The organism is Streptomyces sp. YKOK-I1, assembly GCF_054660435.1.
Genome location: NZ_BAAGDR010000001.1, coordinates 5,140,683 through 5,157,310 on the forward strand (window position 1 = coordinate 5,140,683; position 16,628 = coordinate 5,157,310).

15 protein-coding genes are annotated in these 16,628 nt (G+C 71.7%); 7 read left to right on the forward strand and 8 right to left on the reverse strand.

The features are described 5' to 3' along the window. Positions 1–120 precede the first annotated feature (120 nt). From ACYQ8Q_RS22810 to ACYQ8Q_RS22820, 3 genes are all read left to right on the forward strand, one after another. Positions 121–978, forward strand: a complete 858-nt coding sequence (locus ACYQ8Q_RS22810; protein ID WP_460067491.1) for an RNA polymerase sigma factor SigF — start codon at positions 121–123, stop codon at positions 976–978. Positions 979–1,348: 370 nt separating this feature from the next. Then, entirely contained in the window at positions 1,349–2,254 is a 906-nt protein-coding gene (locus tag ACYQ8Q_RS22815; RefSeq protein ID WP_067255577.1) for an RNA polymerase sigma factor SigF, read from the forward strand. Between the two features lie 52 nt (positions 2,255–2,306). Beyond that, entirely contained in the window at positions 2,307–3,038 is a 732-nt protein-coding gene (locus ACYQ8Q_RS22820) for a hypothetical protein (RefSeq protein ID WP_460067493.1), read from the forward strand. Between the two features lie 44 nt (positions 3,039–3,082). Here the strand turns inward: ACYQ8Q_RS22820 and ACYQ8Q_RS22825 are convergent, their stop codons facing one another. Then, positions 3,083–3,283, reverse strand: a complete 201-nt coding sequence (locus tag ACYQ8Q_RS22825; RefSeq protein WP_055637087.1) for a hypothetical protein — start codon at positions 3,281–3,283, stop codon at positions 3,083–3,085. A gap of 82 nt (positions 3,284–3,365) precedes the next feature. After that, positions 3,366–4,004, reverse strand: a complete 639-nt coding sequence (locus ACYQ8Q_RS22830) for a DUF7003 family protein (RefSeq protein ID WP_460067494.1) — start codon at positions 4,002–4,004, stop codon at positions 3,366–3,368. A gap of 172 nt (positions 4,005–4,176) precedes the next feature. On the opposite strand from ACYQ8Q_RS22830, the gene ACYQ8Q_RS22835 reads away from it, so the two are divergent. The 4 genes from ACYQ8Q_RS22835 to ACYQ8Q_RS22850 all read left to right on the forward strand — a co-directional run bounded on the left by ACYQ8Q_RS22835 (position 4,177) and on the right by ACYQ8Q_RS22850 (position 8,103). Continuing rightward, the gene (locus ACYQ8Q_RS22835) at positions 4,177–4,695 is read left to right on the forward strand and encodes a MarR family winged helix-turn-helix transcriptional regulator (protein WP_460067495.1); all 519 of its coding nucleotides are present in this window, start codon (positions 4,177–4,179) and stop codon (positions 4,693–4,695) included. 165 nt (positions 4,696–4,860) lie between these two features. Further along, the gene (locus ACYQ8Q_RS22840; RefSeq protein WP_460073457.1) at positions 4,861–7,221 is read left to right on the forward strand and encodes an MFS transporter; all 2,361 of its coding nucleotides are present in this window, start codon (positions 4,861–4,863) and stop codon (positions 7,219–7,221) included. Further along, positions 7,218–7,583, forward strand: a complete 366-nt coding sequence (locus ACYQ8Q_RS22845; protein WP_460067497.1) for a hypothetical protein — start codon at positions 7,218–7,220, stop codon at positions 7,581–7,583. Before ACYQ8Q_RS22840 ends, ACYQ8Q_RS22845 begins: the two co-directional genes overlap by 4 nt. A gap of 49 nt (positions 7,584–7,632) precedes the next feature. Continuing rightward, positions 7,633–8,103 carry a PPOX class F420-dependent oxidoreductase gene (locus ACYQ8Q_RS22850; RefSeq protein ID WP_460067499.1) on the forward strand — a complete coding sequence of 157 codons (471 nt, stop codon included), beginning with the start codon at positions 7,633–7,635 and terminating at the stop codon, positions 8,101–8,103. 118 nt (positions 8,104–8,221) lie between these two features. Here ACYQ8Q_RS22850 and ACYQ8Q_RS22855 read toward each other — a convergent pair whose 3' ends face one another. The 6 genes from ACYQ8Q_RS22855 to ACYQ8Q_RS22880 form a co-directional block, all read right to left on the reverse strand. Further along, positions 8,222–8,992 carry a TetR/AcrR family transcriptional regulator gene (locus ACYQ8Q_RS22855; protein WP_460067500.1) on the reverse strand — a complete coding sequence of 257 codons (771 nt, stop codon included), beginning with the start codon at positions 8,990–8,992 and terminating at the stop codon, positions 8,222–8,224. Between the two features lie 86 nt (positions 8,993–9,078). Further along, positions 9,079–9,975 carry an RNA polymerase sigma-70 factor gene (locus tag ACYQ8Q_RS22860; protein ID WP_460067501.1) on the reverse strand — a complete coding sequence of 299 codons (897 nt, stop codon included), beginning with the start codon at positions 9,973–9,975 and terminating at the stop codon, positions 9,079–9,081. Between the two features lie 29 nt (positions 9,976–10,004). Continuing rightward, a complete protein-coding gene (locus tag ACYQ8Q_RS22865) occupies positions 10,005–11,237 on the reverse strand; it encodes an NAD(P)/FAD-dependent oxidoreductase (RefSeq protein ID WP_460067503.1) in 1,233 nt (410 codons plus the stop codon). A gap of 86 nt (positions 11,238–11,323) precedes the next feature. Beyond that, positions 11,324–12,739 carry an MFS transporter gene (locus ACYQ8Q_RS22870; RefSeq protein WP_460067505.1) on the reverse strand — a complete coding sequence of 472 codons (1,416 nt, stop codon included), beginning with the start codon at positions 12,737–12,739 and terminating at the stop codon, positions 11,324–11,326. Between the two features lie 99 nt (positions 12,740–12,838). Further along, entirely contained in the window at positions 12,839–15,100 is a 2,262-nt protein-coding gene (locus tag ACYQ8Q_RS22875) for a glycosyltransferase family 39 protein (protein ID WP_460067507.1), read from the reverse strand. Beyond that, on the reverse strand, positions 15,097–16,620 hold the full coding sequence (locus ACYQ8Q_RS22880) for a bifunctional glycosyltransferase family 2/GtrA family protein (protein WP_460067509.1): 1,524 nt from the start codon (positions 16,618–16,620) through the stop codon (positions 15,097–15,099). Before ACYQ8Q_RS22880 ends, ACYQ8Q_RS22875 begins: the two co-directional genes overlap by 4 nt. Positions 16,621–16,628 lie beyond the last annotated feature (8 nt).

Genomic DNA, 16,628 nt, shown 5'->3' on the forward strand with positions numbered 1-16,628 from the left:
ATGCCCCAACTTCTCCCTCAACACGGTGTTATGGGGTGCTTGCACACAGTGCACATGTCTTGTGATGCTATGACCGCTTTTGACGGATGAGTGGATCGATGTTGTTGACCTGACGAAGAGGTGGCGTTGACCGTGTCGGCCAGTACTGCGCCCCCTCAGGAAGAGACCCAGGAAGAGGCCCAGGAAGAGGCACCCGCCCCGGGCCCCGAGCGGCGCCGCGGCGCCGACACCCGGGCGCTCACCCAGGTGCTCTTCGCGGAGCTCAAGGAGCTCCAGCCGGGCTCCCCGGAGCACAACCGGGTCCGCGGGGCGCTCATCGAGGCCAACCTCCCGCTCGTGCGCTACGCGGCCGCCCGGTTCCGCTCCCGCAACGAGCCGATGGAGGACGTGGTCCAGGTCGGCACCATCGGACTGATCAACGCCATCGACCGCTTCGACCCGGACCGGGGCGTGCAGTTCCCGACCTTCGCCATGCCGACCGTCGTCGGCGAGATCAAGCGCTACTTCCGGGACAACGTCCGTACGGTCCACGTACCGCGCCGGCTGCACGAGCTGTGGGTGCAGGTGAACAGCGCGACCGAGGACCTGACCACCGCCTTCGGCCGCACCCCGACCACCGCCGAGATCGCCGAGCGGCTGCGCATCGGCGAGGACGAGGTCCTGTCCTGCATCGAGGCGGGGCGGTCGTACCACGCGACCTCCCTGGAGGCCGCCCAGGAAGGCGACGGACTGCCGGGCCTGCTGGACCGCCTCGGTTACGAGGACCCGGCCCTGGACGGCGTCGAACACCGCGACCTCGTCCGCCATCTCCTCGTCCAACTCCCGGAACGCGAACAGAGAATCCTTCTGCTGCGCTATTACAGCAATCTCACGCAGTCTCAGATCAGCGCGGAACTCGGCGTCTCACAGATGCACGTTTCCCGGCTACTCGCGCGTAGCTTCCAGCGACTGCGTTCCGCGAACCGTATCGAGGCCTAGCGAAACGTGGGGACGCGGGAGCACGGCCGTATGCACAGGCGCACAGGTGGGGCGCACGCATAGGGCGCACGGCTCTGGTTACGTCATCCGATGGGTGTTCGCATGCAGGAGCGAGAAGTCACCGGTGAGAGCGAATCCCTCACTGAGGCACTTCCCGACATATCTGCGCTGAAAAACCGTCACACCCCCTGTTTCCAGGGCTGATTCGTCACTGTGATGTCGACATGTCACTACAGCGTGTTGCCGACATGTGACATTCTCCTGGAAGCGCGTTTGCCAGGGCTTCGGCTCCGGTATTCAGGTGAAGGCTGACGTTCTCCACTGGCGGAGAACGAACGCCGCGACCGTCCCGCGACCCAAAGGGGGTGGCATGTCCGCAGACCAGGGCAGCTCGAAGGTGCTCACGCTCACGAAGAGCGAGACCGAGCCCGTCGCGCCCGTCGAGCCCGATGTGCTCGACGACGTCACGGCCCTCGAGGCCGCCGCGCCGGCTCCGGCCCTCCCGTCCTCCGGTGCCATCGACACCCGCACCCTGTCCCGCTCCCTGTTCCTGCGACTGGCCGCACTCGACGAGAACAGCCCCGAACGGGTCTACGTCCGGGACACCCTCATCGAGCTCAACCTCCCGCTCGTCCGCTACGCCGCCGCCCGCTTCCGCTCGCGCAACGAGCCGATGGAGGACATCGTCCAGGTCGGCACGATCGGCCTGATCAAGGCCATCGACCGCTTCGACTGCGAACGCGGCGTGGAGTTCCCGACGTTCGCGATGCCGACGGTCGTGGGCGAGATCAAGCGGTTCTTCCGCGACACCTCGTGGTCCGTCCGCGTCCCGCGCCGGCTCCAGGAGCTGCGCCTGGCCCTCACCAAGGCCAGCGACGAGCTCTCCCAGAAGCTGGACCGCTCGCCGACGGTCGCCGAACTCGCCGCGGTCCTCGGCGTCTCCGAGGAGGACGTGGTCGACGGCCTCGCCGTCGGCAACGCGTACACGGCCTCCTCGCTGGACTCCCCGGCCCCCGAGGACGACGGCGGCGAGGGCTCCCTGGCCGACCGCCTCGGTTACGAGGACACGGCCCTGGAGGGCGTGGAGTACCGGGAGTCGCTCAAGCCCCTGCTCGCCAAGCTCCCGCCGCGCGAGCGGCGCATCATCATGCTGCGCTTCTTCGCCAACATGACGCAGTCCCAGATCGGCGAGGAGGTCGGCATCTCGCAGATGCACGTCTCCCGCCTCCTGACCCGCACCCTGGCCCAGCTCCGCGAGGGCCTGATCTCGGACTGAGGGTTCCTCACCGAGGGTTCCTTACTGACGCATCGTCAGCCACACTGTCGCGATGCGCGCGACACCGGAAGGAACGTCGGAACGGTCACGCGGCCGTCGGCGCGCCCTGTGGGGCCTGTCGGCGGCCGTCGCCGTCGTGGCGGGAGCGGCGGGCGCCCTCGGGGCGTACGGCGGTGGCGGGCACGGGCGGGATTACGTCGCGATCGGCGTCCCGGGCGGGAGCCCTCCGCCGGCGGGACCCACGGGAGGCGTACGACTGGTGCCGCTGGACGAGCCGGCGGACATCGGCCCGCCCGCGTCGGAAACGGCGAGAACTCCGGGCGTCCCCGGGACATCGGCGGCCGATCCGCCCACGACGGTGGCCGACTCGCCGGTGCAGAGCACGGATACGAGCACGGATACGAGCACGGGCTCCGGCGCGGGCAGGCCGTCGCGGCAGACGCCGTCCCCCTCGCCCACGCCCACCGGCACGCCCGCCCCCGCCGCCCTTCTCACGAGCGACCCCGTCCGCACCCCCACCGAGCGCCGCTGGTGCGAGGACGTGACGCTGACCTTCCGCAACACGGGTGGCGCGCCGGTGCGTTCGGGCGCGGTCACCTTCGGGACGCACGTCATCGACGCCCTCGGCATCGACTGGTCCACCGTCGAGTCGACGGTGGAGCTCCCCGCGCCCCTCGCCCCCGGTGCACGGAAGGAGCGGACCTGGACGGTGTGCGTCGAGGCCTGGAGGGTGCCGCTGGGGATGCGGGTCGAGACGCGGGACGTGTCCGTGCGGTGGGAGTAGCCGGGGGAACAGCGGGGGAGTAGCGGTGGGATCAGGGGCGGTGGTTACTTCAGCGCCAGCCAGGCGACCGCCGCCACGATCGCCACGGCGGCGACGATGCCGATGATCAGACCGATGCGGGGGCCGGCCGGCGCGGGCGCCTGACGGGAGGTGGCCTGGGGGCCGCCCTCGTCGACGAACGCGCGGAACATCTGGGTGCTGCCGGCGGGGTCGTGGTTGCCCTGCGGGCCCTGGGTGTTAGCCATGGCCAGAGACCCTAGCGAAAACGGCGGCGACGGCCCAAGCGGGGGTCCCGCAACGGCGCCCGCCAGGGCGGCCTGCGGCGCTCTACAAGGTGCCCGCCTCCGGCCAGTTCGACCAGTGGGTGTTGGGCGGCAGGGTCGGACGGTAACGGGCCGGGTCCCCCGACTCCAGTACCTCCGCGAGCAGGCGGAACGTCTCGTGGCCGCCGGGCGGGGTGTCCCAGTGGTCGTCGGGGTGGTTCCACTCCTCCAGCCTCAGCAGGAGCGGCAGGTCGGCGGGTATCTCCTCGCGCAGCTCCGCCCCGTCGGCCAGCAGCAGCTCCCGGTGGGCGGGGACCAGCTCGCGGAAGACCTCCTCCAGCGGTGTCCCCGCCCCGGCGGTCACCGTCAGCGGGGTGCCGTTCACCACGAGGGGGACCTCGCCGACGTACTCCTCGGTGCCCTCGGGGTCGATCTCGTCCATGTTGTCCACCCGGTCGAGGAAGGCGCCGTAGCCGGGCCCGGAGCCGGTGAGGCAGTTGCCGTAGCGGTAGAGGACGCAGGACAGGCTCGCCTCGCGCGGGTTGTAGCCGAGGATCTCCACGACCATGGCCCAGCGCGCCGTGTCACCGAAGAGGTGGAGGCGGACGTCGGCCGGGTGGACGTAGCCGTTGTTCAGGTCGGGGAACGTCCCGTTGCCCGCGTGCTGGTCGAACTGTCCGAGGATCGACGAGGTCGTGATCATGCGCCCACCCTAGGGCGGACCCCTGACAATCCCGACGTCACCCCACCCACCTGCACATTTACCCCAGCAATACGTGCCTTTGCCAAGTTTTTGCGGCACCCCACCCCGTTTTATTTGCCTGCAGCAACCAATCACTCTTATGGTTGCCCTAAGCAACAAACAAGGAGGGCTGATGGCCGCGCGGACGCAGTACGAGGAACTTGCGCGTCAGCTCAGTGCCTTCGGAGTCGTGAAGCGGGACCTCGGGCGGATCATGCCGGCCGACTGCTCCCCCGGCTCCGCCGCCGTGCTGACCCTCCTCGGCCGCCACGGGGAGATGCGCATGAGCAATCTCTCCGAGCTGCTCGCCGTCGACATGTCGGTGACCAGCCGCCATGTCGCGCACCTCGCCGAGCGGGGCTGGATCGACCGGTCCCCGGACCCGGCGGACAAGCGCTCCCGCATCCTGCGGCTCACCCCCGAGGGCCGGACGGTGCTCGCCGAGCTCTACCGGCGCAGCGTCGGCCTGCTGGCGGAGCGCCTGAGCGACTGGAGCGACGACGAGATCGGCCAGCTCATCCGGCTGATGAGCCGGCTGCGCGCCGACTTCGGCGACTGCCGGGGCACCGCGTACCGGCCGACGGCACCGGCCGCGCGTCCCGCGCGACCCTCGCCTCCCCTGTTGCACGAGACCACCCGTACACCCGCGTAGAGCCGGTGTCATCTCCCCGGTCGGATCAGCGCGCGTGCCAGGCGGCGGGCGCCCGGCCGGGGAGATGACACCGGCTCAGAGAAAAGGAAGTCCATGGCAACGACCACACCGGCCGGTGTGCGGGCCCCCGGCAAGCACGGGGGTGGGCCTGGCGCCCACGCCCCGATGACGCACCGGCAGATCATGGAGGCCCTCTCCGGCCTTCTGCTCGGCATGTTCGTGGCGATCCTGTCGTCCACGATCGTCTCCAACGCCCTCCCGGAGATCATCGGCGACCTCGGCGGCGGCCAGTCCGCCTACACCTGGGTGGTGACCGCCACCCTGCTGGCGATGACCGCGACCACCCCGCTGTGGGGCAAGCTCGCCGACCTCTACGACAAGAAGGCGCTCGTCCAGATCGCGCTGGTGATCTACGTCCTCGGATCGGCGGCCGCCGGGCTCTCGCAGAACCCCGGCATGCTGATCGCCTGCCGTGTCGTGCAGGGCGTCGGCGTCGGCGGTCTCTCCGCCCTCGCGCAGATCGTGATGGCCGCGATGATCTCGCCGCGGGAGCGCGGCCGTTACTCCGGCTACCTCGGCGCCACCTTCGCCGTCGCCACCGTCGGCGGCCCGCTGCTCGGCGGTGTCATCACCGACACCTCCTGGCTGGGCTGGCGCTGGTGCTTCTACGTCGGCGTCCCCTTCGCCGTGATCGCGCTGATCGTGCTGCAGAAGACCCTGCACCTGCCGGTCGTGAAGCGGGACGTGAAGGTCGACTGGGCCGGCGCGTTCTTCATCTCCGCCGCCGTCTCCCTGCTGCTCGTCTGGGTCACCTTCGCGGGTGACAAGTACGACTGGCTGTCCTGGCAGACGTACACGATGGTCGCCGGGTCGGTCCTGCTCGGGCTGGTCTTCGTGTTCGTCGAGTCCAGGGCGAGCGAGCCGATCATCCCGCTGCGGCTGTTCCGCAACCGGACCATCACCCTCTCCTCCATCGCCTCGATGTTCGTGGGCGTGGCGATGTTCTCCGGCACGGTGTTCTTCGCCCAGTACTTCCAGCTCGCCCGCGACGAGTCCCCGACCATGTCCGGGGTGCTGACCATCCCGATGATCGGCGGTCTGTTCGTCTCCTCCACCGTCTCCGGGCAGTTCATCACGCGCACCGGCAAGTGGAAGGCCTGGCTGGTCAGCGGTGGTGTGCTCATCACGGCGGGCCTCGGTCTGCTGGGCACCATCCGCTACGACACGGACTACTGGAAGACCGCGGTCTTCATGGCGCTGCTGGGTCTCGGCGTCGGCATGATGATGCAGAACCTGGTGCTGTCCACGCAGAACCAGGTGGAGCCGAAGGACCTCGGCTCGGCCAGCTCGACCGTCACCTTCTTCCGTTCCCTCGGCGGTGCGATGGGCGTCTCGGCGCTCGGTGCCGTCATGGCGAACCGCATCACCGACTACGCCAAGGACGGCATCGCCGGTCTCGGCCCGAAGTACGCGGCCCTCGCGTCCGGTTCCAGCTCCTCCGGCACGATCCCGGACATGGACAAGCTGCCCGCGCCGCTGCGCACGGTCATGGAGGACGCGTACGGCCACGGCATCGCGGACGTCTTCCTGATCGCCTCGGCGCTGGCCCTGCTCGCCTTCCTGATCACGCTGTTCATCAAGGAGGTCCCGCTGCGGACCAAGGGCGCGCTGGCCCACGCCGCGGAGGCGGACGCCGGGGTGCAGACCCCGGCCGAGGCCGCCGACGCGCCCGTCACCGACGCGCCCGTCCAGGAGCACGGTGCCGCGGCCGTCCCGGTCAGCGGTTTCGTCCGGGGCGCCGAGAGCGCGCCAGTCCCGCAGGCCGCCGTCACGCTGATCTCCCTGGCCGGACGCCGGCTGGGCCGGTCGGTCGCACAGGCCGACGGCGGCTACGCGCTGGACGCGCCCGGGACGGGGTCGTACGTCCTGATCGCCTCGGCGGACGGGTTCCAGCCGCAGGCCTCCACGATCGTCGTGAACGGCGAGCCGCTCGCGTACGACATCCTGCTGAGCGGGACCAGCGGCCTCACCGGCGTCGTCCGGGCCGCCGGGTCGGACGAGGGAGTCAAGGACGCGACGGTCGTCCTCACCGATGTGCGCGGCGAGCTGCTGGCCACCGCGGCCACCGGTGACCAGGGCGAGTTCGCCGTCACCGAGCCGGTGCCGGGCGGGGTGACCCTCGCGGTGAACGCCACGGGCTTCCGGCCGCGCGCCCTGCCCGTCGAGATCGGCGGGACCGGGGTGACCCGGGTGGAGGTCGCGCTCGACGCGGGCGCGCGGCTGCGGGGTGTCGTCCGGGCGCCGCACGGGCCGCTGGCCGACGCGCGGGTGACGCTCGTCGACACGGCGGGCAACGTCCTGGGCTCGGCCACGACCGGCGCGGACGGGGCGTACGCCTTCGCGGACCTGGACGGCGGCGAGTACACGGTCATCGCGACCGGCTATCCGCCGGTGGCCAGCGCGCTGACGGTGGCCGGGGCCGACGTGGACGGCCATGACATCGAACTCGCCCACCCGGGCGAGTGACCGACCGGCAAACGCTCCGGCCCGGTGCGGGGTTCACCCCCGCACCGGGCCGGTTCCCGTCGAGGAGCAGGGCCGAGGCGGACGACGAGGGCCTCGTACGCGACACGTCGGGGCTCGCGCCGGGGCCGTACACCGTGATCGTCACGGCCGTCGGGTACGGACGGTGTGACCCTGGCCCGGGTGTGCGGGGCCGGTTCGCGGAGTTCTCGGGGCCCGTCGACCTGGACCTCGCCCGCCTCGGCACCGGCGCCGATCCCTCGGGCGGCCAGGTCGTCCAGGTGGGCATCGCCGCGATCGGTACGACGCCGAGGGTGGAGCCGGAGGTCCAGGCGGTGCAGGGCGGGTCGCCGCCCGGAGCGTAGGACCGGCAGGGTCACCTACGGAGGCTCCGCGTCCGCCTAGGCTGACGGCATGGCACCGAACATCGCGACCAACACCGCCGTCTCGCTCGACGAGCTGCTGGAGTTCGTACGACCCCGTCACCGCGCGATCCTGCTGACCCGGCGGGGTGACGGCGGGCCCCAGGGGTCGCCGCTGACCTGCGGCGTCGACGACTCGGGGCGGATCGTGGTCTCCACCTACCCCGAGCGGGCCAAGACGCGCAACGCCAAGCGGGACGAGCGGGTGAGCCTGCTCGTGCTGAGCGACGACTGGGACGGGCCGTGGGTGCAGATCGACGGGACGGCCGAGGTGCTCGACGTGCCGGAGTCCGTCGAGCCGCTGGTGGAGTACTTCCGGAACATCGCGGGGGAGCATCCCGACTGGGAGGAGTACCGGGCGGCGATGGTGCGGCAGGGGAAGTCGATCATCCGGGTCACTCCGGTGCGGTGGGGGCCGGTCGCGACCGGCGGCTTTCCTGCGCGGCTCGCTCCGCGGGGGTGAGCGCCTGCTGACACGGGGCGCCCTGTCGTCTTGCGGGTGCGGGTCGTCCGTGGCTGATCGCGCCCACGCGGCGGAGCCGCATATCGACACAGCCCCGCGCCCCTAACCGCCCGCGCCCCTAACGGCCCTCGCCCCTGGCTGCCATCGCTTCGATGCCTGCGATCAACAGGTCCAGGGCGTACGCGAAGTCCCGCTCCCACATCTCCTCGACCGTGTCGCCTCCGCGGGCCGCCATGATGTCCTCGCTCTCCTTGACGACGTCGGCGGCCTGGGGGGCCTGGGTGACCGTGGTGAGGGCCTGGCGGAAGTAGGCGTCGGGGGTCAGGCCCACGGCCGCGGAGCGGGCGATGAAATGGCCCTCGATCGTGCCGAAGCCGTACACGAACTGGAAGACGGAGGACGTGGCCGCCGCCAGCCCGTGGGTGGGCAGGCCGGTGCGGCGGACGATCTGCTGGACGGCGCGGGAGAACGCGAGGTTGTTCGGTCCGATGTTGAGGAACGTGCCCGCCAGCGGGGACACCCAGGGGTGGCGGACCAGCAGGGCGCGGTAGGAGCGGGCCAGGGCGCGCAGCTGGTCGCGCCAGTCCTCGTCCTTCTTCGACGGGTCGGGCAGCTCCATGCCCTCGAAGGTCGCGTCCAGGGCCAGTTCGAGCAGGTCGTCCTTGGTGTCGACGTACCAGTACACGGACATCGCCGTCACGTTCAGCTCGGCCGCCAGCCGCCGCATGGAGAACTTGGCGAGGCCCTCCGCGTCCAGCAGCCGTACGGTGACCTCGGTGATCCGGGTCCGGTCGAGCCCGGAGGGCTGGCCGCCGCCCCGGCCGCGCCGCCGTGCCTTGCCCTCCAGCCACACGCTGTGGTGCGGGGCGTCCTTGGCGGTCTCGGCCATGGCAGGGCACCTTCCTCTTCGTCCGGTACGGGGAACTGTGTTCCGGTACTGGGGAAGATGCTAGGCCCGCCCGCGGCGGCCGGTGTTCAGCGCAGGGTGAGCGGGGTCTCGGAGTCGACCCGGGTCAGTTTCTCCGGGTTGCGGACGTAGTAGAGGCCCGTGATGCGGTCGTCCTCGAAGCGGATCGCGACGACACCGTCCAGCTCGCCGTCCACGCGCAGGGCGAGCGCCGGGCCGCCGTTGACCATGGTGAACTCGCTGGTGAGCGTCGCCGCGTGGCGGCGGCTGGTGCCGAGGATGAAGCGGGCCACCTTGTCGGCGCCGCTGATCGGGCGGGGCGCGGCCTGCCGGAGCCCGCCGCCGTCGCTCAGCATGACGACCTCGGGGGCGAGCACGTCGAGGAAGCCCTGGAGGTCCCCGGTGGTGAGCGCGTGCTGGAAGGACTCCAGGGCGGCCCGGGTCCTGCGCTCGGAGACCGCCTCGCGCGGGCGGCGGGCGTCGACGTGCCGGCGGGCGCGGTGCGCGATCTGGCGGACGGCGGCGGGGCTCTTGTCGACGGCGGCGGCGATCTCGTCGTAGCCGACGTCGAAGACCTCGCGCAGCACGAAGACGGCCCGCTCGGTCGGCGACAGCGTCTCCAGGACGAGCATCAGCGCCATCGACACGCTCTCGGCGAGTTCGACGTCCTGGGCCACGTCGGGGGTGGTGAGCAGCGGCTCGGGCAGCCAGGGGCCGACGTACGCCTCCTTGCGGCGGGTCAGGGTGCGCAGTCGGTTGAGGGCCTGCCGGGTGGTGATCCGGACGAGGTACGCGCGCCGGTCGCGCACCTCGTCCAGGTCGGTGTCGACCCAGCGCAGCCAGGTCTCCTGCAGCACGTCCTCGGCGTCGGCCGCCGAGCCGAGCATCTCGTAGGCGACGGTGAAGAGCAGATTGCGGTGGGCGACGAAGGCCTCGGTCGCCGGGTCGGCGGTGTGATCGTCCATGTCCGGGTCCTCCCCCGTCCGGGTGTGGCTCAGACCGCGTGTTCGGTGGTGGCCGGGGTCCCGGTGGTGGCCGGGGTCCCGGCGTGCTCGCTGCGGAGCCGCAGCTGCTCCTGGCGCCGCCTGCCTTCCTTGAACATCTTGTGCAGACGGAACGAGCCGGGCCCCCGGGCCTCGTCCGCCAGCTGCTTGACGGTGCCCTTGCAGATGAGCTCCTTGACCTTGGCGCCGGACCGGCCGCCGAGGTGGATCCCCTTCGCGGCGTCCTCCTTGTCGGCGAACTGGAAGATCCCGAAGCGTCGGCCCAGGCTGATGCACTGGCCGGCGAAGCCGATGGTGAGGGTCGCGGGACGCTCGCCGTCGATCCGGCTGAGGACCGTGTCGGCGGCGTGGGCGCCCAGCGGGCCCGCGGCCTGGCAGCTCATCCGCAGCGGCAGGTCCGAGGGGGCCGCGGAGTCCCCGGCCGCGACGATGTGCGCGTCGTCGACGCTGGTCAGCGTCTCGTCGGTGAGCAGCCGGCCGAGGGCGTCGGTGCTCAGGCCGCTGCGCACGGCCAGGTCGGGCACCCCGAAGCCGGCGGTCCAGACGGTCACCTCGCTCGGCAGCTCCCGGCCGTCGGCGAGCCGTACGGCGTCACGGGTCACGGCCGTCACCTGGGTGCCGGGGCCGTCCAGGACGGTCACCCCGAGCGCGGCCAGCCGCCCGGCGACCGAGCGCCGGCCCCGCGGGTGGAGGTACGGGCCGAGGACCCCGCCGCAGACCAGGGTCACCGTGCGGCCCTGCTCGGCCAGCTCGGCGGCGGTCTCGATCCCGGTCGGACCGGCTCCGACGACGGTCAGCGGTGCCCGCGCGGACGCGGCCTCGACGACCGGCCGCAGTCGCCGCGCGTCCTCCAGGGTGGCGATCGGATGGGCGAACTCGGCCGCTCCGGGCACGCGCGGGTCGGCGCTGCCGCTGCCCACCGCGTAGACCAGGTGGTCGTAGCGGACGGTGCCGCCGTGCTCCAGCGTCAGGGCGCGGGCGGCCGCGTCGATCCGGGTCACGGTGTCGACGACCAGCCGGACGCGCTCGCCGAGGATCTCCGTGTAGTCGGTGAGGGCGGTATGGGTCCCGGCCACGAGCTGGTGCAGCCGGATCCGCTGCACGAAGGACGGGCGCGGGTTGATCAGCGTGACGTTCACGTCGTCGCGGCTCGTCAGGCGGTTGGCGGCCATGACGCCGGCGTAGCCCCCGCCGATCACGACGACTTCGGTGTTCTCGCTCACGGTGTCTCCTCCGGTTCCAGGGGGTTCGGCCACAGGACACCGGGGGCCCGCTCCGCGTGACAGCATGTGACGCAGCTCACAGTGGCTCACACGAGAGCGGGCCGTTTCTCCTTGTCCGCCCTGCGCAGCAGTCCCGCCGCCACCAGCCCTCCGCCCAGCACGGCGACCGCCCCCACCAGCAGGCCCGCGCCGAGCCCGTCCGACAGCGACGCGCCCGAGGCCAGGGAGGCGCTGAGCACGGCGCCCAGGACGGCGACGCCGAGCCCGTTGCCGAACTCCGCCAGCGTGCCGTTGACGCCCGCGCCCACGCCGGCCTTCTCCGGCGGTATCGCGCTCATGACCGCGTGGGCCATCGCCGGGTTGGCCACCGCGCAGCCGACGCCGATCAGCACCAGACCGGCCGCGACACCGCCGTATCCCTCGCCGCTGAACGCGATCGAGACGAGCCCGCCCGCCATCAGCACCATGCCGGCCAGCGCCGACAGCGGGGCCCCGAGCCGCGCGGTCGCCCTCGCCGCCAGCCCGCTGAAGTTCAGGACGACGACGGTCAGCGCCAGCGGCGCGGTGCGCAGGCCCGCCTCCAGGGGGCCGTATCCGAGGACGGACTGGAGGTGCTGGGTGAGCAGGAAGAGCGCGCCGCCCATGCCGAAGGCGATCAGGACGGCCCCGCCGACCGCGCCGGTGAACCGGCGGTCGCGGAAGAACTCCAGGTCGAGCATGGGGTACGGGATCCGGCTCTCCCAGCGGGCGAACAGGGTGAGGACGACGGCGGCGACCGCCGCGCTCACCAGCACCCGGGCCGAGGTCCAGCCGTGGGTGGGGCCGGAGATGATCGCGAAGACCAGCGCGGCCATGCCGATCGTGGACAGGAGCGCGCCGAGCAGGTCGGGGCGGTCCCCCTGGCCCGGGGGTCCGGGGGTTGTCCCCCGGGAGGACTCGGCCTTGGACTCGGGGACCAGGGCGAGGACGGCGACGAGCGCGAGCGCCGCGACCGGCAGGTTGACCAGGAAGATCGCGCCCCACCGGAAGTGGTCGAGCATGAAACCGCCGACGAGCGGGCCGGTGGCGAACCCGAGCGCGTTCACCGCGGCCCAGATCCCGATCGCCCTGGGCTGCTCCGCGGGCGCGAAGATCTGCATCGCCACGGCGAGGGTGGTGGTGAGCAGCAGCGCGCCGCCCACGCCCATGCCGGCCCGGGCGGCGATCAGCTGGCCGGAGGTGGTGGCGAACCCGGCCACCGCCGAGCCGGCGCCGAACAGCGCGAGGCCCGTGGCCAGCATCTTCCTGCGGCCGTACCGGTCGGCGGCGCTGCCTGCGGTGAGCAGCAGACCCGACTGGACGAGCGAGTACGCGTTGATCATCCACTGGATGTCGGCGGTGCGCGCGTCCAGCTCCCGGGTGAGGGAGGGGATCGCGACGTTCAGGATCGTGTTGTCGAGCAGCACGGTGAGCTGCGCGAGACAGATGACGGCGAGGATCAGCCAGCGTCGGGGGTGAGACATGCCGTACACCGTAGAAGGTTTCCCATACGGCGTATAGCGAATAAGCGAGGAGAGGGCGGTGGCCCGTGAGCCACCGCCCTCTCCTCGTATGCCGCCGACTCAGCTGTCGGAGCTGCTCGCCTTCTGCGTCAGGTCGTAGAAGGTGGACGAACCCACCGTCACCTTCTTGAAGTTGGCCTCGACCCAGGAGGTGATCTGCGAGGACGTGCCGCTGCTGCTGCCGCCCATGCCACCGCCGGTGCCGCTGGAGATGAAGTAGTGGATCTTGCCGTCCGCGACGTACTGCTTGAACTGCGCCAGCGTCGGGGACGGGTCGGTGCCGTTGAAGCCGCCGATCGCCATGACCGCGTCGCCGGTCGCGAGCTGGTAGCTGGCGGCGTTCTGGGCGCCGATCGCCGCCGCGGCCCAGGTGTACTTGCCGGAGTCCGCCTCCAGCAGCTTCTTGGCCTCGTCTGTGACGCTCGCGCCGTTCAGCAGGCCGCCGACGCCACCGCCGCCGCCCATGCCGCCGCCGTCACCGGTCTGGCCGCCGGGACCGCCCTGCTGCTGGTTCTGCTGGCCCTGGCTGTTGCCGTTGCCGTTCTGCTGGTTCTGGGTGGAGCCGTTGCCGTTCTGCTGGCCCGGCATGCCGCCGCCCATCCCGCCGCCGGGGAAGCCCTGGCCGTTCTGGGTGGTGCCGTTGCCCTGCTGGTTCTGGGTGTTGCCGTTGCCGTTCTGCTGGTTCTGGCCCTGCTGGCCGCCCATGCCGCCGCCGTTGCCGCCGCCGAAGCCGCCCCGGCCGCCGCCACCGCCCGGACCGCCGCCCATCATGGACGCGCCCGAGGGGCCCGCCGTGACGATGGAGCCGGTGTGGCCCGTCTGGAGGGTGCTGATCGTGTACGCGGTCGGGCCGGCCAGCGAGGCGACCAGGCCGACGGAGGCCGCCGCGAGGGCGAGCTGACGGTTGATCCGGCCCGCGAAGACCAGGCCCAGCGCGGCGGCGAGGCCGCCGATCAGGACCAGCCACTTCAGCCAGGGCAGGTAGTCCGAGGTGCGGTTGAGCAGGACGTACGACCAGGAGGCCGCCGCCACGACCGAGGCCGCGAGGGTGATCGAGGCCCACAGCTCGGCGCGCTTCTCCCACAGGAGACCCGCGCCCATGCCGATCACGGCCGCCATGTAGGGGGCGAGGGCGACGGTGTAGTACTGGTGGAAGATGCCCGCCATGTAGCTGAAGACCACCATGGTGATCAGCAGCGAGCCGCCCCAGACGAGGAACAGACCGCGGGTGGCCGAGGTGCGCCTGAGCTTGCGGGTGGCCACCAGACCGGCGACCAGCAGGATCAGCGAGGCCGGCAGCAGCCAGGAGATCTGGCCGCCGATCTCGGAGTTGAACATCCGGTCCCAGCCGGTCTCGCCCCACTGGCCGGTGTTGCCGCCGCCCCCGCCGACGCTGCCGGTCTCCTCGCCGTTGAGGCGGCCGAGACCGTTGTAGCCGAAGGTCAGCTCCAGGAAGGAGTTGTTCTGCGAGCCGCCGATGTACGGGCGGGAGGAGGCCGGCCACAGCTCGACGATCGCGACCCACCAGCCGCCGGACGCGATCAGCGCACCGGTGGCCAGGGCCAGCTGGCCGAACCGCTTCTTCACGCTCACCGGCGCGCAGACCGCGTAGACGATCGCGAGCGGCGGGAGGATCAGGAACGCCTGGAGCGTCTTGGCGAGGAACGCGAAACCGATCGCGACCCCGGCCCACACCAGCCACTTCGTCCGGCCGTCCTCGACGGCACGGGCCACGAAGTAGCAGGCCACGGCCATCAGCAGGGCCAGCATCGCGTCCGGGTTGTTGAACCGGAACATCAGCGCGGCGACGGGGGTGAGCGCGAGCACGGCGCCCGCGATCAGACCGGCCGCGGCGCTGAACCGGCGGCGCACCGAGGCGTAGACGACGGCGACCGTGCCGACGCCCATCAGCACCTCGGGGGCGAGGATCGCCCAGGAGTTCAGACCGAAGAGCCTGACCGACAGGGCCATCGGCCACAGCGAGGCCGGGGGCTTGTCGACGGTGATGGCGTTGCCCGCGTCCAGCGAGCCGAAGAAGAAGGCCTTCCAGGACTGGCTGCCCGCCTGGACGGCCGCCGAGTAGAAGGAGTTGGCGTACCCGGAGGCGCTCAGGTTGTACAGGTAGAGGAGCAGGGTGGCGAGGAGGAGACCGAGGAAGGCCGGGCGGGCCCAGCGGGGGTCCTCGGGGCGGCCGCGCCAGAGTCTGCGGAGGAAGGGCTGCTTCGGCTCACCCGACTCGGGGGCCGGGACGGCCGGCGTCTGCGGGGGCGCCGTCGGCGCCGGGCCCCAGGTGGCCGTCGGTTGGTCGAGATGGGTGGTCATCGGGGGTCCCCCGGGTCGGTGTCGTGAGGGCGCACCGGCTGCAGTCGCATGGTGGCGTCCCTCCAGGTGCCGTCCGCGGCTTCACCGGCGCGGAACTGGGTGGTCTCTTGGGTGGCGGTGGTGTTCCGGTACGGCGAGGCGTACGCCGGCGCGGTCGGACGGGCCGGGTGCTGCGGCCCGTACGACGGTGCGGCCGGGTACGACGACGCGTACGGCGCCGGCCGATCCGGGAGGTGGGAGGCGACCACGGTCGACGCCGGGGCGTCGTCCTCGTTGTCCTCCCGCCGGTCCGAGAACACCCACGCGCGGAAGAGCAGGAAGCGGAGCACCGTCGCCGCCAGGTTGGCGGCGATGAGCACCGCGAGTTCGGTGGCGTGCGCGGGCTGGGTCGTCGCCGCGTTCAGGGCGACGAGCGAGCCGCTGGTCAGCGCCAGGCCGATGCCGAAGACGACCAGGCCCTGCGCCTGGTGCTTGACGGCCCCGCCGCGGCCGCGGACCCCGAAGGTCAGTCGGCGGTTGGCGGCGGTGTTGGCGATCGCGGACACCAGCAGGGCGAGTGCGTTGGCGAACTGCGAGCCCGTGAACTGGCGGAAGCCGCTGTAGAGCAGCAGGTAGAACAGCGTGGACAGACCGCCCACCACACAGAAGCCGACGAGCTGGCGGGCCAGCCCCTTGGGCACGTCCTGGATCTCGCGGTCGCGCGGGTCGTCGCCGAAGGGGCGGGCGAGCCGGTCGAGCGAGAGGGAGCCGGTGGCCAGGGCCTTGCCCACGCGCCACACGCCCTTGAGGTCGTCGGTGGCGGTCTTGACGATGTGCACGGTGGAGTCCGGGTCGTCGACCCAGTCGACGGGCACCTCGTGGATCCTGAGGCCGGCCCGCTCGGCGAGGACCAGCATCTCCGTGTCGAAGAACCAGCCGGTGTCCTCCACCAGGGGGAGCAGCACCTGCGCGACATCACGGCGGATCGCCTTGAAGCCGCACTGGGCGTCCGAGAAACGGGCCTGGAGCGAGCCACGCAGGATCAGGTTGTAGGCGCGGCTGATGAACTCCCTCTTCGGGCCGCGCACCACGCGCGAGCTGCGGGAGAGCCGGGAGCCGATCGCCAGGTCGGAGTGACCGGAGATCAGCGGGGCCACCAGCGGCAGCAGCGCGTTGAGGTCGGTGGACAGGTCCACGTCCATGTAGGCGAGGATCGGGGCGTCCGAGGCCGACCAGACGGTCCGCAGCGCACGGCCGCGGCCCTTCTGCTCGAGCCGGAAGTTCCTGACCTCCGGGATCCGCGTCTCCAGCCGGCGCGCCACCTCGGGGGTGGTGTCGGTCGACGCGTTGTCCGCGATCGTGATGCGGAACGTGTACGGGAACGTACGCGTCAGGTGGTCGTGCAGTCTCTCGACGCACGGCTGGAGGTCCTTCTCCTCGTTGTAGACGGGGATCACTACGTCCAGGACAGGCGTACCGGCTGTGGCGGCCGGGAGGTGCTCCCGCGCCGGCAGGGTGCCGGGAGAAGAGTCGGTTCGCATGTCAACGA